Source organism: Kitasatospora saccharophila (assembly GCF_039529925.1).
GTDB lineage: Bacteria > Actinomycetota > Actinomycetes > Streptomycetales > Streptomycetaceae > Kitasatospora > Kitasatospora saccharophila.
In genome coordinates, this window is the sequence record NZ_BAAANS010000031.1 from 1 (window position 1) to 14331 (window position 14331).

A 14331-nucleotide genomic window follows, 5' to 3' on the forward strand; every position below is an offset into this window, starting at 1 on the left:
GTCGGCGACAGCGTGGTCGCCGAGTACGAACCCGACGACCCGTCCGGCGCCGAGGTCGCGGCCAGCACCATCGCCCCGGAACCGGAACCGGAACCGGCCGGGGTCGACTCCAGCGACGACAGCCGGAGCCCCGCCCCGCCCTCCCCCGCCGCCGCCGACAGGTCCACCCGGGCCGACAACGGAACCTCCGGCACCGCCTCCACCGGCGACTGCGCCTGGCACTCCGCCCGCTCCGGCGTGGTCAGCACGCACGCCGGCAGCCGCACCAGCCGCAGCCGCGCCGCGTAGTCACCACCGAAGGCCGCCCGGAACGACGACGGATCGACCTTGACGTCCACCGCCCCCGCGCCCTCCTCCCCGCCCAGCGAGAACAGCACGCCGTGCACACCCGCGCGCCGCGCGACGGACTGGTCCGCCAACTCGACCCGCACCTTGGTGGGAGAGCCCGCCTTCCGGGCGGCGCCGGTGACCGGTGCGAGCACCACCGGCGAATTCCCGGCGCGGAAGGAACCGCGGCCGGTACCTGCCAGAAGTGTTTTCCCGCCGCCCCCGAAAGAAGCCGCTCCTCCCAGGTCCACCACTGCGGATTCCGCCACCGGGAGCTGCGATGCGACCCTTGGATCGTATTTGGCGAAAACTGCCGGGGCGGGCGGATTCACTGGCTCTGCCCAGCCGTGCGGAATCTGTTCCGTTTTCGGCACCGCAGGTGCCTTCGGCTCGGTCGCCGGAGTGGCCATCGCCACAGCAGGGAGCAGTCCGGAGAGCAACGCAACCCCTGTGAACAGGGATAACGTCGCCCGCCGCGAGGAGCCTCCCGGCCTTCCCCCTCGCAAGCGGAGTTTTCTATTCCCCATGAGACCTCCTTATGAAGATACGTGTACACCCATCAATCCCACCAGGGAGATTCTTGAACCCTTCGCCATGGTCACGTTTTCGTTACACCAAATCCACGCAAATGGACCATTTCATTCCCAAGCCCACTGCCGCGAAAATCGGAGCGTCACAGAGTTGGCAAATCAATTCGCACAAAATGCGGTTCGCCCTAGCAAAACCCCTGAACCCCTACTGATGCGCCGAACCGGGCCATAGCGGCCCCGCACTCCGGTACTCCGCGCACCGAGGACCCGAGCCCGGCGACGCCCGGAAGCCGCTGACCGAGATCACCGGCCGGGGCCGACTCCCCGTCTCCCGGCCCCACCTCACCTTCACCGTCAGGATGGAGCTCTCCTTGCACCGCGGACTTCGCCGCCTCCGGCAGCCGGGCCCCGAAGCGGGCAAGAAGCAGGGCGGGTCGACCGTCGGCGCGGCCGAACAACGGCCCGGCGGCTCCACCCCGTCCGGGTCCGCCTCGCCACCCCGGGCGCCTCGCCGGCCGCGGCGTCGTCGAGCCCGAGCACCAGTGACAGTGCCGGCTCCGGCTCCGGCACGACCGTTGGCGGCCAGGGCATCGGCACCTCGCTCGGCCCGGGAACCGGCGCCGTCGTCCTCGGCGGCGGCGTGGTCGCCGTCACCCGCCGCCGAGGGGTCGGCACGTCCGCGGCCGCCCGGATATCCCGTGGCGGAGCAGGCCGTGAGCCTGGCTACCCTGGTGGGGTGAGCGATCAGAGCACTCTCCCCGCGACCGACGACCTTCCCGAGCAGATGCGCGTCCGGCGCGAGAAGCTGGACCGGCTCCGGGCGGCCGGCATCGACCCGTACCCGGTCGGTTTCCCCCGCACCACCACCATCGCGGACCTCCGCGCCAAGCACCCCGACCTGGCCCCGGACACCGCCACCGGCGAGCGGGTCGGCATCACCGGCCGGGTGGTCCTGGCCCGCACCGGCGGCAAGCTCTGCTTCGCCACCCTGCGCGACGGCTCCGGCGACCTCCAGGTGATGCTGTCCCTGGACAAGCTGGGCGCCGAGCGGCTGGCCGCCTGGAAGGGCGACATCGACCTCGGCGACCAGGTCGGCGTCGAGGGCGAGGTGATCACCTCCAAGCGCGGCGAGCTCAGCGTGATGGTCGACCGCTGGGAGCTCACGGCGAAGTGCCTGCGCCCGCTGCCCGACAAGCACAAGGGCCTGAACGACCCGGAGGCCCGGGTCCGCCAGCGGTACGTGGACCTGATCGTCAACCCCGAGGCGCGCGAGATGCTGCAGCTGCGCACCAAGGTGATCCGCTCGATCCGCCGCACCTACGAGGACCGCGGCTACCTAGAGGTCGAGACCCCGATGCTGCAGCCGATCCACGGCGGCGCCAACGCCCGCCCGTTCGTCACGCACATCAACGCGTACGACATCGACCTGTACCTGCGCATCGCCACCGAGCTGTACCTCAAGCGCCTGGTGGTCGGCGGCGCCGAGAAGGTCTTCGAGATCAACCGGAACTTCCGCAACGAGGGCGCCGACGCCACCCACAACCCGGAGTTCACCGCCCTGGAGTCGTACGAGGCGTACGGCGACTACGACACCCAGGCCGAGCTGATCCGGGAGATCGTCGTCAACGCCGCCCGGGACGCGCTGGGCACCACCGTGGTCAAGGGCGTCGGCCCGGACGGCACCGAGCACGAGATCGACCTGGCCGAGCCCTGGCAGGAGGTCTCGGTCTACCCGGGCATCTCCGCCCGCCTGGGCACCGAGGTCACCCCCGCCACCTCGGTCGAGGAGCTGCGGGCGCTGGCCAAGGAGCACGACCTGGACCAGTACCTGGACCCGAAGTGGGACCACGGCCAGATCGTCCTGGAGCTGATCGAGCGCCTGCTGGAGCACCACGCGATCAAGCCCACCTTCATCAAGGACTACCCGACCTCGGTCTCCCCGCTGACCCGCCAGCACCGCTCGATCGAGGGCGTCGCCGAGAAGTGGGACCTGGTGATCTTCGGCACCGAGCTGGGCACCGCCTACTCCGAGCTGATCGACCCGGTCGAGCAGCGCGCCCGGCTCACCGCGCAGTCCCTGCTGGCGGCCGGCGGCGACGTCGAGGCGATGCAGGTGGACGAGGACTTCCTGCGCGCCCTGGAGTACGCGATGCCGCCCACCGGCGGCCTCGGCCTGGGCGTGGACCGCCTGATCATGCTGCTCACCGGCAAGAACATCCGCGAAACGGTGCTCTTCCCCCTCGTGAAGCCGGAAAAGGCCGCGAAGAGCGACGCCAGGAACGAAAAGGCCGCCGACGCGGCCGAGTCCGACACGACCGAGGAGTAACCGATGGAGTACGTCAGCGCGATCGTCCCGCCGCTGGTGATGGCGATCGGTTTCGCCTTCCTGGTGCGGGCCATCATCCGCAGCCAGGGCGGCGCCCAGAAGTCGAAGGAGGACGCGGTGGCCGAGGCCATGGCGTCGCGTTCCCCCGCCGAATAGCGGTATCCCGCCCGGCGCGCCGCTCCCCCCTCCGGGGAACGGCGCGCCGGGCGTTTGCCGTTTGCCGCCATTTGTCCGCATCGGTCCTATCCTTGGCGGCACTATGGTGCGGCAACTCGGAGAACTTGAGAACGACATCATGACCCGGGTGTGGCAGTGGAACCGCCCCGTCACCGTCCGGGAGGTTCTGCAGGATCTGCGGTCGGAACGCGAAATCGCGTACACCACCGTGATGACGGTGCTGGACAAGCTCTATCGAAAGGGCTGGGTGCGCCGGGAGCGCACCGGCCGCGCATACCGATATGAGCCGGTCTCCTCCCGGGAGGCGTACACCGCGGCGCTGATGAACGACGCCTGGGCGACGAGCGACAATCCGGCCGCCGCCCTGGTGCACTTCTTCGGGATGATGTCGCCGGAACAGCGCGAGTGGCTGCGCGACGCGCTGCGGGTGGCGGGCGTCGACACCGAGGAGACCCCACCGCCCGCGGCACGATAACGTTCCCCGGCATGGAGGTCACCATCCGCCGTGCGCGGACCACCGACGTGCGGGCCATCCGCCGGCTCATCGACACCTACTCCCGCAACGGCATTCTGCTCGACAAGCCGACCGTCACCCTGTTCGAATCCGTCCAGGAGTTCTGGGTCGCCGAACGCGACCAGGACGGCCGGGTGGTGGCCTGCGGCGCCCTCCACGTGATGTGGGAGGACCTCGCCGAGGTGCGCACCCTGGCGGTGGACCCGGTCTGCAAGGGGCTCGGTATCGGGCACCAGCTGCTCGACAAGCTGCTGGAGACCGCGCGCTGGCTCGGCGTCCGTCGGATTTTCTGCCTGACGTTCGAGGTTCCGTTCTTCTCGAAACACGGCTTCGTCGAGATCGGCGAAAACGACGATCGTACGGCAGACCCGGCGGCCGTGGCCACGGAAGTCTATGAAGAACTCCTGCGCTCGTACGACGAAGGCGTCGCCGAGTTCCTCGACCTGGAGCGGGTGAAGCCGAACACGCTGGGCAACTCGCGGATGCTGCTGCACCTGTGAGACATGCCCGCTGACGCGACCTGCGACACAGGGGTTTGTGTTTTCCGGTGAAAGACGCTTTCCTTTCTCTAGGCAATGGATCGTTATCGCGGAAAGGGAAGCCCGTGGCACAGAGGGTTCAGGTGATTCTGGAAGACGATCTCGACGGCGGATCCGCGGACGAGACGGTGACGTTCGCGCTGGACGGCGTGGCCTACGAGATCGACCTGAAGAGCGACAACGCGGACAAGCTCCGCGGCCTGCTCGCCCCGTACGTCGAGAAGGGCCGCAAGCAGAGCGGCCGGCTGACCGCCCCCCGCCGCGGCGGCAGCGGTGGCGGCCGGAGCGCCGGGCGGGCCGCCGCGGCGGGCCAGGCCGACACCGCCAAGATCCGCACCTGGGCGAAGGAGAACGGCCACCCGGTCAACGACCGCGGCCGCGTCCCGAGCAACGTGCGCGAGGCGTACGAGCGGGCCCACGCCTCCTGACCGAGCGGGGCGCGAGCGGGGCCCGAGCGGCCCTCAGCGGGCGGGCGGCAGACCCAGCCGCTCCCGCGCGCAGGCGTCCGCCAGGGCGTCCAGCAGGCAGAGCAGACCGGGCGAGCGCAGGTCGAGGGCGGGGCGTCCGGTCCCGGCCCGCAGCCACCGCGCGGTCCGCGGCCCGGGCACCCGGGGGTCTCCCGGGTGCGCCGCACGGGCCTCGATGGGCAGCCGCAGCTCCGGGCCCCAGCCGAGCCAGCCGAGCAGTTCGGGCACCGGCTCGGCGGTTCCGGGGGCGAGCAGGAAGACGGCCAGGCCGGCCTCCCGCAGCACCGGCCCGGTGCCGTGCCCGAGCCGCTCCAGGCGGCCCAGGGCGGCCCGCCCCGGTCCCAGCGGCACGGTCACCCGGTCCGATCCGCGCCAGACCGCGACGGCGGGCGGTGCGGCCGGGACGGCCGGCGGCGGACGGGTCACGACCTGTGCAACGCTGGAGGGGCCGGGCGGTCACGCGGCCGCCACCGGTACGGCGGTACGCCACCCGCGGCCGACCTGACGGCCCGTCATCCCCGGGGCCGGGTCGGCGGACTTCTCGCCAGGCGAACAAGCACCCCGTGGAAACCGCGCGAAACCCGCCGGATTACCGGGTATGAATGCTGGTGGACGGGGTCGCACGAGCCCGGACGCAGCACGCCGCGGGCCGGTGGACCGGTTCCACCGAACCGTGTTCGCCGTTGGCGTAGCGGGATCCGGTGCATCGGGCCCGCCGCTGGGAACACCGTCTCCCAGCATCAGGTTGGGAAAGGTGTCGGCTGGTCGCGCAGCATGTTGCTCCCGCTCCGTGGGAGTTCCGTAGCCGCGCTGCTGAGCGGGACTAGCATGCGGAAGGACAGGGCGGGGACGGCCCCCGAACTGACCGACCGCTCTGAGGAGCGATTAACGATGTTCGAGAGGTTCACCGACCGCGCGCGGCGGGTTGTCGTCCTGGCACAGGAAGAAGCCCGGATGCTCAACCACAACTACATCGGCACCGAGCACATCCTCCTGGGCCTGATCCACGAGGGCGAGGGTGTCGCCGCAAAGGCGCTGGAGAGCCTCGGCATCTCGCTCGAGGCGGTCCGCCAGCAGGTGGAGGAGATCATCGGCCAGGGCCAGCAGGCCCCGTCCGGCCACATCCCCTTCACCCCCCGGGCGAAGAAGGTCCTGGAGCTGTCGCTCCGCGAGGCCCTCCAGCTCGGCCACAACTACATCGGCACCGAGCACATCCTGCTCGGCCTGATCCGCGAGGGCGAGGGCGTCGCCGCCCAGGTCCTGGTGAAGCTCGGCGCCGACCTCAACCGGGTGCGCCAGCAGGTGATCCAGCTGCTGTCGGGCTACCAGACCGGCAGCGGCAAGGAGTCCGCCACCGCCGGCGGCCCGGCCGAGGGCACCCCCTCCACCTCCCTGGTGCTCGACCAGTTCGGCCGCAACCTGACGCAGGCCGCCCGCGAGGCCAAGCTCGACCCGGTGATCGGGCGCGAGAAGGAGATCGAGCGGGTCATGCAGGTGCTGTCCCGCCGCACCAAGAACAACCCGGTGCTGATCGGCGAGCCCGGCGTCGGCAAGACCGCCGTCGTCGAGGGCCTGGCCCAGGCGATCGTCAAGGGCGAGGTCCCGGAGACGCTGAAGGACAAGCAGCTCTACACCCTCGACCTCGGCGCCCTGGTGGCCGGTTCGCGCTACCGCGGTGACTTCGAGGAGCGCCTGAAGAAGGTACTCAAGGAGATCCGCACCCGCGGCGACATCATCCTGTTCATCGACGAGCTGCACACCCTGGTCGGCGCGGGCGCCGCCGAGGGCGCGATCGACGCCGCCTCCATCCTGAAGCCGATGCTGGCCCGCGGTGAGCTGCAGACGATCGGCGCCACCACGCTGGACGAGTACCGCAAGCACCTGGAGAAGGACGCCGCGCTGGAGCGCCGCTTCCAGCCGATCCAGGTCGCCGAGCCCTCGCTCCCGCACACCATCGAGATCCTCAAGGGCCTGCGCGACCGGTACGAGGCGCACCACCGCGTCTCGATCACCGACGCCGCCCTGGTCGCCGCCGCCACCCTGGCCGACCGGTACATCTCGGACCGCTTCCTGCCGGACAAGGCGATCGACCTGATCGACGAGGCCGGTTCCCGGATGCGCATCCGCCGGATGACCGCGCCGCCGGACCTGCGCGAGTTCGACGAGAAGATCGCCGAGGTGCGCCGGGAGAAGGAGTCCGCGATCGACGCGCAGGACTTCGAGAAGGCCGCGTCGCTGCGCGACAACGAGAAGCAGCTGCTCCAGGCGAAGGCCAAGCGGGAGAAGGAGTGGAAGGCCGGCGACATGGACGTCGTGGCCGAGGTGGACGAGGAGCTCATCGCCGAGGTCCTGGCCACCGCCACCGGCATCCCGGTCTTCAAGCTGACCGAGGAGGAGTCCTCGCGCCTGCTGCGCATGGAGGACGAGCTGCACAAGCGGGTCATCGGCCAGGAGGACGCCATCAAGGCGCTCTCCCAGGCGATCCGCCGCACCCGGGCCGGCCTCAAGGACCCGAAGCGCCCCGGCGGCTCGTTCATCTTCGCCGGCCCGTCCGGCGTCGGTAAGACCGAGCTGTCCAAGACCCTGGCGGAGTTCCTGTTCGGGGACGAGGACGCGCTGATCGCGCTCGACATGTCCGAGTTCTCGGAGAAGCACACCGTCTCCCGGCTGTTCGGCTCCCCGCCCGGGTACGTGGGCTACGAGGAGGGCGGCCAGCTCACCGAGAAGGTGCGCCGCAAGCCGTTCTCCGTCGTCCTCTTCGACGAGGTCGAGAAGGCCCACCCGGACATCTTCAACTCGCTGCTGCAGATCCTGGAGGACGGTCGCCTGACCGACTCCCAGGGCCGGGTCGTGGACTTCAAGAACACGGTCATCATCATGACCACCAACCTCGGCACCCGGGACATCTCCAAGGGCTTCAACCTGGGCTTCGCGGCCACGGGTGACGTCCAGGCCGGCTACGAGCGGATGAAGGCGAAGGTCGGCGAGGAGCTCAAGCAGCACTTCCGCCCCGAGTTCCTCAACCGCGTCGACGACATCGTGGTCTTCCACCAGCTGTCCGAGGCGAACATCATCGAGATCGTCGACCTGATGATCGCCCGGGTCGACCAGCGGATGAAGGACCGGGACATGGGCATCGAGCTCAGCCCGGAGGCCAAGAGCCTGCTGGCCAAGCGCGGCTACGACCCGATCCTGGGCGCGCGTCCGCTGCGCCGCACGATCCAGCGGGAGATCGAGGACCACCTGTCCGAGAAGATCCTGTTCGGTGAGCTGCGGTCGGGCCACATCGTGGTCGTCGGCGTGGAGGGCGAGGGCAAGGAAGCCAAGTTCACCTTCCGCGGCGAGGAGAAGTCCCCGGTGGCGGACACTCCGGCGGCGGTCTCGGCGGCCGGTCCGGATCTGACGAAGTAATAGCAGCACAAAGCGTTTCGCAAGCCTCCGCCCCCGACCTGGCCAGGTCGGGGGCGGAGGCTTTTTCGTGTCCGGCTTTTCAGTTGAAAAACTGTTTAGGTTTCCGTGTGCTGTGAATGCGGGGCCGCGGGGCCGCCGAACGGGTGCGACACGGCGCGGTGCGGGCACGATCGACCCTTGCCGGGCAGGACGCGCAGGTAGATTGACGGATCGTCAGGCGATACGAGTTGCGGGAGCATAGCGGCGTGGCCATGCCATGGTCAAGGTCTTTCTTTTTTACCGGACCTTGGGTCAAATGTCGTCCACCTGTCTTGCATTGGTTCACCGGTCCGGCCACCAGCCCCACCGGTAAGGGGAGGACGTCACCACGTTGAAAATAACCAAGAGGGCTGTCGCGGCTTCCGCCGCCGTCGCGGTGACCGCCGCACTGGGCGCCGGACTGCTCCCGGGCACGGCGACCGCCGCCCCGGCGACCACGACGATCACTGACCCGGCCGACGTCATCCAGAACGACAGCGTTCCGCGCGAACTGCAGAGCCCGCTCGCCGCCAAGCAGCAGGCCGAGCAGACCGCCGCGGTGGAGCAGCTGGTCAACGGCACCGCCAAGGTCGAGAAGCACGGCAACGGCTCCTCGATCAAGCTCGGCCGCGACAAGTACGTCGAGCTCTCCCGCGAGCGCACCGACAAGATCTTCACGATCCTCGTCGACTTCGGCGACCAGGTGGACAACACCACCACGACCGCCGACGGCAAGGTCAAGTACGGCGGCACCCCGGGCCCGGCGCGCAACCAGATCGCCGCCCCGGACCGCAAGAACGACAACTCGACGGCCTGGCAGGCGGACTACAACCAGGCGCACTACCAGGACATCTACTTCGCGAAGGACAAGCCTTCGCTGAAGACGTACTACGAGCGCCAGTCCTCCGGCCGGTACTCGGTCGACGGCCTGGTCACCGACTGGGTGCGGGTGCCCTGGAACGAGGCCCGCTACGGCTCGGACTACTGCGGCCAGCACGTCTGCGCCAACGCGCAGGACCTGATCCGCGACGGCATCAACGCCTGGGTCGCCGACCAGAAGGCCAAGGGCCGCACCGACGCCCAGATCAAGGCCGACCTGGCGCAGTACGACCAGTGGGACCGCTACGACTACGACGGCGACGGCAACTTCAACGAGCCGGACGGCTACCTGGACCACTTCCAGATCGTCCACGCCGGTGAGGACCAGTCGGCCGGCGGCGGCGTCCAGGGCACCGACGCGCTGTGGGCGCACCGCTCCTACGTGTACGCCAACCAGGCCGGCAAGACCGGCCCGGACGACAACAAGCTCGGCGGCACCCAGATCGGCGCCACCGGCCTGTGGGTCGGCGACTACACCATGCAGCCGGAGAACGGCGGCCTGGGCGTGTTCGCCCACGAGTACGGCCACGACCTCGGCCTGCCGGACCTGTACGACACCACCGGCACCCCCGGCGTCGACAACTCGGTCGGCTTCTGGTCGCTGATGTCCTCCGGCTCCTGGCTGGGCGAGGGCAAGAACGAGATCGGCGACATGCCGAACGACCTGGACGTCTGGTCGAAGCTCAAGCTGGGCTGGCTGAACTACGACACCGCCAAGGCGGGCCAGACCTCGCTGTCGCTGCTCGGCCCGGTCGAGTACAACACCAAGCGCAAGCAGGGCCTGGTCGTCAACCTGCCGGCCAAGACCGTCACCACCGAGATCAACACCCCGTTCGAGGGTGGCAACGAGTGGTGGAGCGGCAGCGCCGACGACCTGAACGTCACGCTGACCCGTGACCTCGACCTGACCGGCAAGAGCTCGGCCACGCTGACCGCGAAGGCCTGGTACGAGCTGGAGACGGACTACGACTACGCGTACGCCGAGGTCTCCACCGACGGTGGCAAGAACTGGACCGCGCTGGCCGGCACCTTCAACGGCGCCGCGCTGCCGGACAGTGCCATCAACGGCAGCACGAACGGCGCGTGGGGCGACCTGTCCTTCCCGCTGGACGCGTACGCCGGGCAGGCCGTCAAGATCCGCTTCCGCAACACCACCGACGGCGGCGTCCACTACAAGGGCCTGGCCCTGGACAACATCGCGGTGACCGCGAACGGCGCGGCCCTGTTCACCGACGGCGCCGAGAACGGCGACAACGGCTGGACCGCCGCGGGCTTCTCCCGGATCTCCGGCAAGTTCGCCAAGGACTACGACCAGCACTACCTGATCGAGAACCGCCAGTACGTCTCGTACGACACCACGCTGAAGACCGGCCCGTACAACTTCGGCTCGGCCGCGCGTCCGGACTGGGTGGAGCACTACGCCAACCAGAACGGCGTCCTGATCTGGCTGTGGGACTCCTCTCAGTCCGACAACAACGTGGCCAACCACCCGGGCCAGGGCCTGATCCTGCCGGTCGACGCCCACCCGGCGCCGATCAAGTGGAACGACGGCACGCTGATGCGTCCGCGCTTCCAGTCGTACGACGCGACCTTCGGCTCCGAGCGCACCGACGGCCTGAACCTGCACAAGGCCGACGCGCTCACCAAGATCCCGAGCTCGCGCGGGGTGACGGTCTTCAACGACCACACCACCAAGTACTGGTTCAGCGAGAACCCGTACAGCGGCGTGCAGGTCCCGGACACCCGCACCCAGATCGAGGTGCTGTGGCAGTCGCACAACGACCTGGAAGCCATGATCAAGGTCTCTCCCGTCCGGAAGTGACGCCTGATCGGTAGCACGGCGGGGCCCCGGCGGTTTCCGAACCGCCGGGGCCCCGCGCCGTTCCGGGGCGGGCTCAGAGCAGGGCGAGGAAGGACTCCAGCGCCTCGGTGACCTCCTTGGCGCTCCACCCGGCCCCGTCGGCGAGCACCGTCACCTCGGTCATCGACAGCCCCGGCTGCGGGCCGGGCTCGCGCCAGCCGCCGAACAGCGCGACGCCCTGCTCCTCGGCCTGCCGGTAGCCGGCCTCGTTGAGCCGGTCGGCGGGGTGCGGCAGCCAGAACTGGAACTGGTGGGTGTGCGGCGGCGCGGGGTGGACCCGGGCGCCGGGGGCCTCGGCCAGCGCGGCGGCGACCAGCTTGGCGTGCGCCACGTACCCGGGCAGCCGGGGCAGCTCGCGCTCCAGACCGGCCAGCGCGGAGAGCGCGGCGGGCCACTGCTGCCAGAGGTTGCCGCCGTAGCGGTGCCGCCAGACCTTGATCCGGCGGACGTACTCCTCCTCGCCCGCCACCAGGGCGCCGCTGTGGCCGCCGAGCGACTTGTAGCAGGAGACGTACACCGAGCCGGCCCGGGCGCAGATCTCCGGCAGGGTGCGGCCCAGGTGCGGGGCGGACTCCCAGAGCCGGGCGCCGTCCAGGTGGACCGGGCGGCCCTGCCGCTCGGCCAGCTCGTACAGCGCCTCCAGCTCCGCCCAGTCGGGCAGCAGGAACCCGGCGTCGCGCAGCGGCAGCTCCAGCATCAGCACGTCGTACGGCTCGTCCAGGACGGCCAGCTCGGCGGCGGTCGGGTGCCGCCGGGCGCCGGTCTGCGGGACGCTGCGCAGGCCGGAGAGGACCTGGTGGGCGCGGCGCTCGTGCACCTCGGGGTGGGCCAGCGGGTGCATGGCGACCACCGGGCCGTGGGTGTCGGCCCAGGTCTTCAGGGCGGCCTGCTGGGCCATCGTCCCGGTCGGGAAGTAGGCGGCGTCGGGCTTGCCGAGCAGTTCGGCGGTGCGGCGCTCCAGGGTGCGGACGATGCCGTTGCCGTACATGTCGACGGGTTCGTCCAGCGGGTGGGGGCCGTCGGCCAGGTCGGCCAGTGCGGTGAGCGCCTCGCGGACGGTCTGCGGGCGGCTGCCGGAGAGCAGGCGGTCGGCCTGGCGGCGGGTGCGGAAGCGGCGGTCCAGAACAGGGGTGTCGTTCATCAGCTGATCATCTCCGACGGTCGGTGGATCGGATGGTGCAGCTGGACTGGACAGCGGGTTGTACCCGGGCCGGTTCGGGCCCAAACCGACCGGTCGCCGGTGGCGCTGCTCACAGCATATTTCCGACATACGACCCGGGATAGGAGGTTTGGGGCGGGAAAACCCGGGTTGCCCACTGCTCCGGAGGGTCCTTTTGCCCGACTTGTGCACTACCGACCGTCGTAGGTCACACTCTTGGGCCTCCCCGTCCGGGTCGTTTACACCGGAGTCGTTCCACCAGTTCGGCGAGCCCCAGCGGCTCGGCCCCGCACTGGCCCCGTCCGTGAGGTACCGACTCCCGATGCGTTCTCTCCCCGCCACCGGCCGCCGGCTTCTCCAGGCGGTCAGCACCCGCCACGTCCGCTCGGTGCTCTCCGCCGGCCCGCTCACCACGGCCCGGCTCGCCCCGGCCAAGGCCCTCGCCTCCGGCGTCGCGGTGGTCGCCGCCGGTGCGCTGCTGATCCCGACCGGACAGGCCATCGCGCAGTCCGCCCACCCGGACGGCCACGACACGGTCACGGCCACCGCCGAGGGCACCCACGCGCAGCCGCAGGACTTCCGCCTGCCGGTGCAGGGCGGGACCGAGAGCGAGCAGGCCAAGACCGCCAAGGCCGCCGTCGTCGCCTCCCTGGAGCGCGACGGCGGGCAGGGCGGCGCCCAGGACGCGCAGGCCCGGCAGGACGAGCAGGCCTCCCGCGACCAGCAGCGCACCGAACTGCTGGCCACCGAGCAGCAGCAGAGCGACGAGCACGCGGACGCCGAGCACGCGGAGGCCGAGCACGCGGACGCCGAGCAGCAGAGCACCGACCAGCAGGGCGGCGAGCAGCAGCAGGACGCCGGACAGCAGCAGGAGCAGCCGCAGGCCGAGCAGGCCGCCGCTCCCGCCGAGCAGCCCGCCGAGCAGCAGCAGGCCGCCGCCCCGGCCGCCGAGCCGACGCCGGCTCCGGCGCCCGAGCCGGCCAAGCCGTCCTGGTCCTCCCCCGCGCCGGGCGCGACGATCAGCAACCCGTACCACAAGACCAACGCCGCGTACGCGGCCGGCTACCACACCGGCACCGACTTCGCGGTCTCGGTCGGCACCCCGGTGCTGGCGGTCGGCGACGCCACCGTGGTGTCCTCCGGCTACGCGGGCGCCTACGGCAACCAGATCGTGCTGAAGCTCTCCGACGGCCGCTTCGCCCAGTACGCGCACCTGTCGCAGCTGGGCGTGAAGGCCGGGCAGCACGTGGACGCGGGCCAGCAGGTCGGCAAGTCCGGCAACACCGGCAACTCGCACGGCCCGCACCTGCACTTCGAGATCCGCACCGCCAACCAGTACGCGAAGGTGATCGACCCGGTCGCCTACCTGAAGCAGCACGGCGCGAACAACTTCTGATCCGCCGCCCCCGTACCGCCGCTCAGCCCCGAGCCGTCCGCGCCTACCGCGCGGGCGGCTCGATGCGTGCGGCGACTTCGAGGGCGACCTCCAGCGCGGCGGCCATCGCCTCCTCGACCGGGGTGGCGGGCTCCCCGGGCTCGCACATGTCGGCCTTGAGCAGGAACATCGCCGAGTGCATCGAGGTCAGCGCGACGGTGGCGCGCAGCTTGTCGCGGAAGGTCGGCTCCGGCCCGTGCAGCAGGCTGATCATCCGGATCATCCGGTCCTTGAAGGCCAGCCCGGCCGCGGACTCCCGCAGCGCGGGCTGGTTCTCGTGGAAGAAGCGCAGCAGCGGGGCCCGCTCGCCCATCCCGGTCGCGAACCGGCGCAGCAGCTCGTCGCGCAGCTCGGGCGACCAGGGCTTGCCCTCGCCGTAGGCGATGGCGTCGTCGAGCGGGGCGGCCATCTTCTCCACGATGCCGCGGACGATGTCGTCCTTGGTCTTGAAGTGGTAGTAGAGGGCCGCCTTGGTGACGCCGAGGCGGTCGGCGATCTCCCGCAGCGAGGTCTTCTCGTAACCGTGCTCGGCGAACAACTCCAGGGCCACGTCGATGATCCGCGCTCTGGTGTCGCTGCGGGGGCTCTGGGTGGTGGTCATCGCTGGCGGCCTGCCTCGGGGAGCGGGATCGGACTGGTGTCAAGGTCCGGTTCTGTTGGCATTGTCCCTGCCCAGGGGCGCTGTTCC

General features: G+C 70.4%; 12 protein-coding genes. 8 read left to right on the plus strand and 4 right to left on the minus strand.

Annotation, left to right across the window (positions count from 1 at the left end; translation table 11 throughout):
* Positions 1-485 (minus strand): hypothetical protein (locus ABD345_RS22375; RefSeq protein ID WP_344554320.1); only part of this gene is annotated, 485 nt, incomplete at its 3' end.
* Positions 486-1593: 1108 nt separating this feature from the next.
* Between ABD345_RS22375 and lysX the strand changes: the two genes are divergently transcribed.
* From lysX to ABD345_RS22400, 5 genes are all read left to right on the plus strand, one after another.
* Positions 1594-3183 (plus strand): bifunctional lysylphosphatidylglycerol synthetase/lysine--tRNA ligase LysX, encoded by a 1590-nt coding sequence (gene lysX / locus ABD345_RS22380; RefSeq protein WP_425556862.1) that lies wholly within the window; start codon positions 1594-1596, stop codon positions 3181-3183.
* Between the two features lie 3 nt (positions 3184-3186).
* Positions 3187-3339 (plus strand): hypothetical protein, encoded by a 153-nt coding sequence (locus tag ABD345_RS22385; protein ID WP_344554322.1) that lies wholly within the window; start codon positions 3187-3189, stop codon positions 3337-3339.
* 103 nt (positions 3340-3442) lie between these two features.
* Positions 3443-3835 (plus strand): BlaI/MecI/CopY family transcriptional regulator, encoded by a 393-nt coding sequence (locus ABD345_RS22390; RefSeq protein ID WP_344554323.1) that lies wholly within the window; start codon positions 3443-3445, stop codon positions 3833-3835.
* Positions 3836-3846: 11 nt separating this feature from the next.
* The gene (locus tag ABD345_RS22395) at positions 3847-4374 is read left to right on the plus strand and encodes an amino-acid N-acetyltransferase (protein ID WP_344554325.1); all 528 of its coding nucleotides are present in this window, start codon (positions 3847-3849) and stop codon (positions 4372-4374) included.
* 104 nt (positions 4375-4478) lie between these two features.
* Positions 4479-4841, plus strand: a complete 363-nt coding sequence (locus tag ABD345_RS22400) for a histone-like nucleoid-structuring protein Lsr2 (protein ID WP_344554327.1) — start codon at positions 4479-4481, stop codon at positions 4839-4841.
* A 33-nt stretch (positions 4842-4874) separates the two neighbouring features.
* On the opposite strand, the gene ABD345_RS22405 is transcribed toward ABD345_RS22400, so the two are convergent.
* Positions 4875-5306, minus strand: a complete 432-nt coding sequence (locus tag ABD345_RS22405; RefSeq protein ID WP_344554328.1) for a hypothetical protein — start codon at positions 5304-5306, stop codon at positions 4875-4877.
* 465 nt (positions 5307-5771) lie between these two features.
* Between ABD345_RS22405 and ABD345_RS22410 the strand changes: the two genes are divergently transcribed.
* Both ABD345_RS22410 and ABD345_RS22415 read left to right on the plus strand, forming a co-directional pair.
* Positions 5772-8291, plus strand: a complete 2520-nt coding sequence (locus tag ABD345_RS22410) for an ATP-dependent Clp protease ATP-binding subunit (protein ID WP_033213778.1) — start codon at positions 5772-5774, stop codon at positions 8289-8291.
* Between the two features lie 415 nt (positions 8292-8706).
* Positions 8707-11010, plus strand: coding sequence for an immune inhibitor A domain-containing protein (locus tag ABD345_RS22415; protein WP_344554330.1), 2304 nt, complete (start codon positions 8707-8709; stop codon positions 11008-11010).
* A 73-nt stretch (positions 11011-11083) separates the two neighbouring features.
* On the opposite strand, the gene ABD345_RS22420 is transcribed toward ABD345_RS22415, so the two are convergent.
* Positions 11084-12190, minus strand: coding sequence for a threonine aldolase family protein (locus ABD345_RS22420; protein ID WP_344554331.1), 1107 nt, complete (start codon positions 12188-12190; stop codon positions 11084-11086).
* A gap of 340 nt (positions 12191-12530) precedes the next feature.
* On the opposite strand from ABD345_RS22420, the gene ABD345_RS22425 reads away from it, so the two are divergent.
* Entirely contained in the window at positions 12531-13604 is a 1074-nt protein-coding gene (locus tag ABD345_RS22425) for a M23 family metallopeptidase (protein ID WP_344554333.1), read from the plus strand.
* 43 nt (positions 13605-13647) lie between these two features.
* Here ABD345_RS22425 and ABD345_RS22430 read toward each other — a convergent pair whose 3' ends face one another.
* Positions 13648-14244: a TetR/AcrR family transcriptional regulator gene (locus ABD345_RS22430; protein ID WP_344554335.1), complete on the minus strand. Its 597-nt coding sequence runs from the start codon at positions 14242-14244 to the stop codon at positions 13648-13650.
* Positions 14245-14331: the final 87 nt, after the last annotated feature.

Coding starts and splice junctions, on each gene's coding strand:
- ABD345_RS22385 (WP_344554322.1), top strand. CDS start 3,187: ATGGAGTACGTCAGCGCGATCGTCCCGCCGCTGGTGATGGCGATCGGT.
- ABD345_RS22390 (WP_344554323.1), top strand. CDS start 3,443: ATGGTGCGGCAACTCGGAGAACTTGAGAACGACATCATGACCCGGGTG.
- ABD345_RS22395 (WP_344554325.1), top strand. CDS start 3,847: ATGGAGGTCACCATCCGCCGTGCGCGGACCACCGACGTGCGGGCCATC.
- ABD345_RS22410 (WP_033213778.1), top strand. CDS start 5,772: ATGTTCGAGAGGTTCACCGACCGCGCGCGGCGGGTTGTCGTCCTGGCA.
- ABD345_RS22420 (WP_344554331.1), bottom strand. CDS start 12,190: ATGAACGACACCCCTGTTCTGGACCGCCGCTTCCGCACCCGCCGCCAG.
- ABD345_RS22425 (WP_344554333.1), top strand. CDS start 12,531: ATGCGTTCTCTCCCCGCCACCGGCCGCCGGCTTCTCCAGGCGGTCAGC.
- ABD345_RS22430 (WP_344554335.1), bottom strand. CDS start 14,244: ATGACCACCACCCAGAGCCCCCGCAGCGACACCAGAGCGCGGATCATC.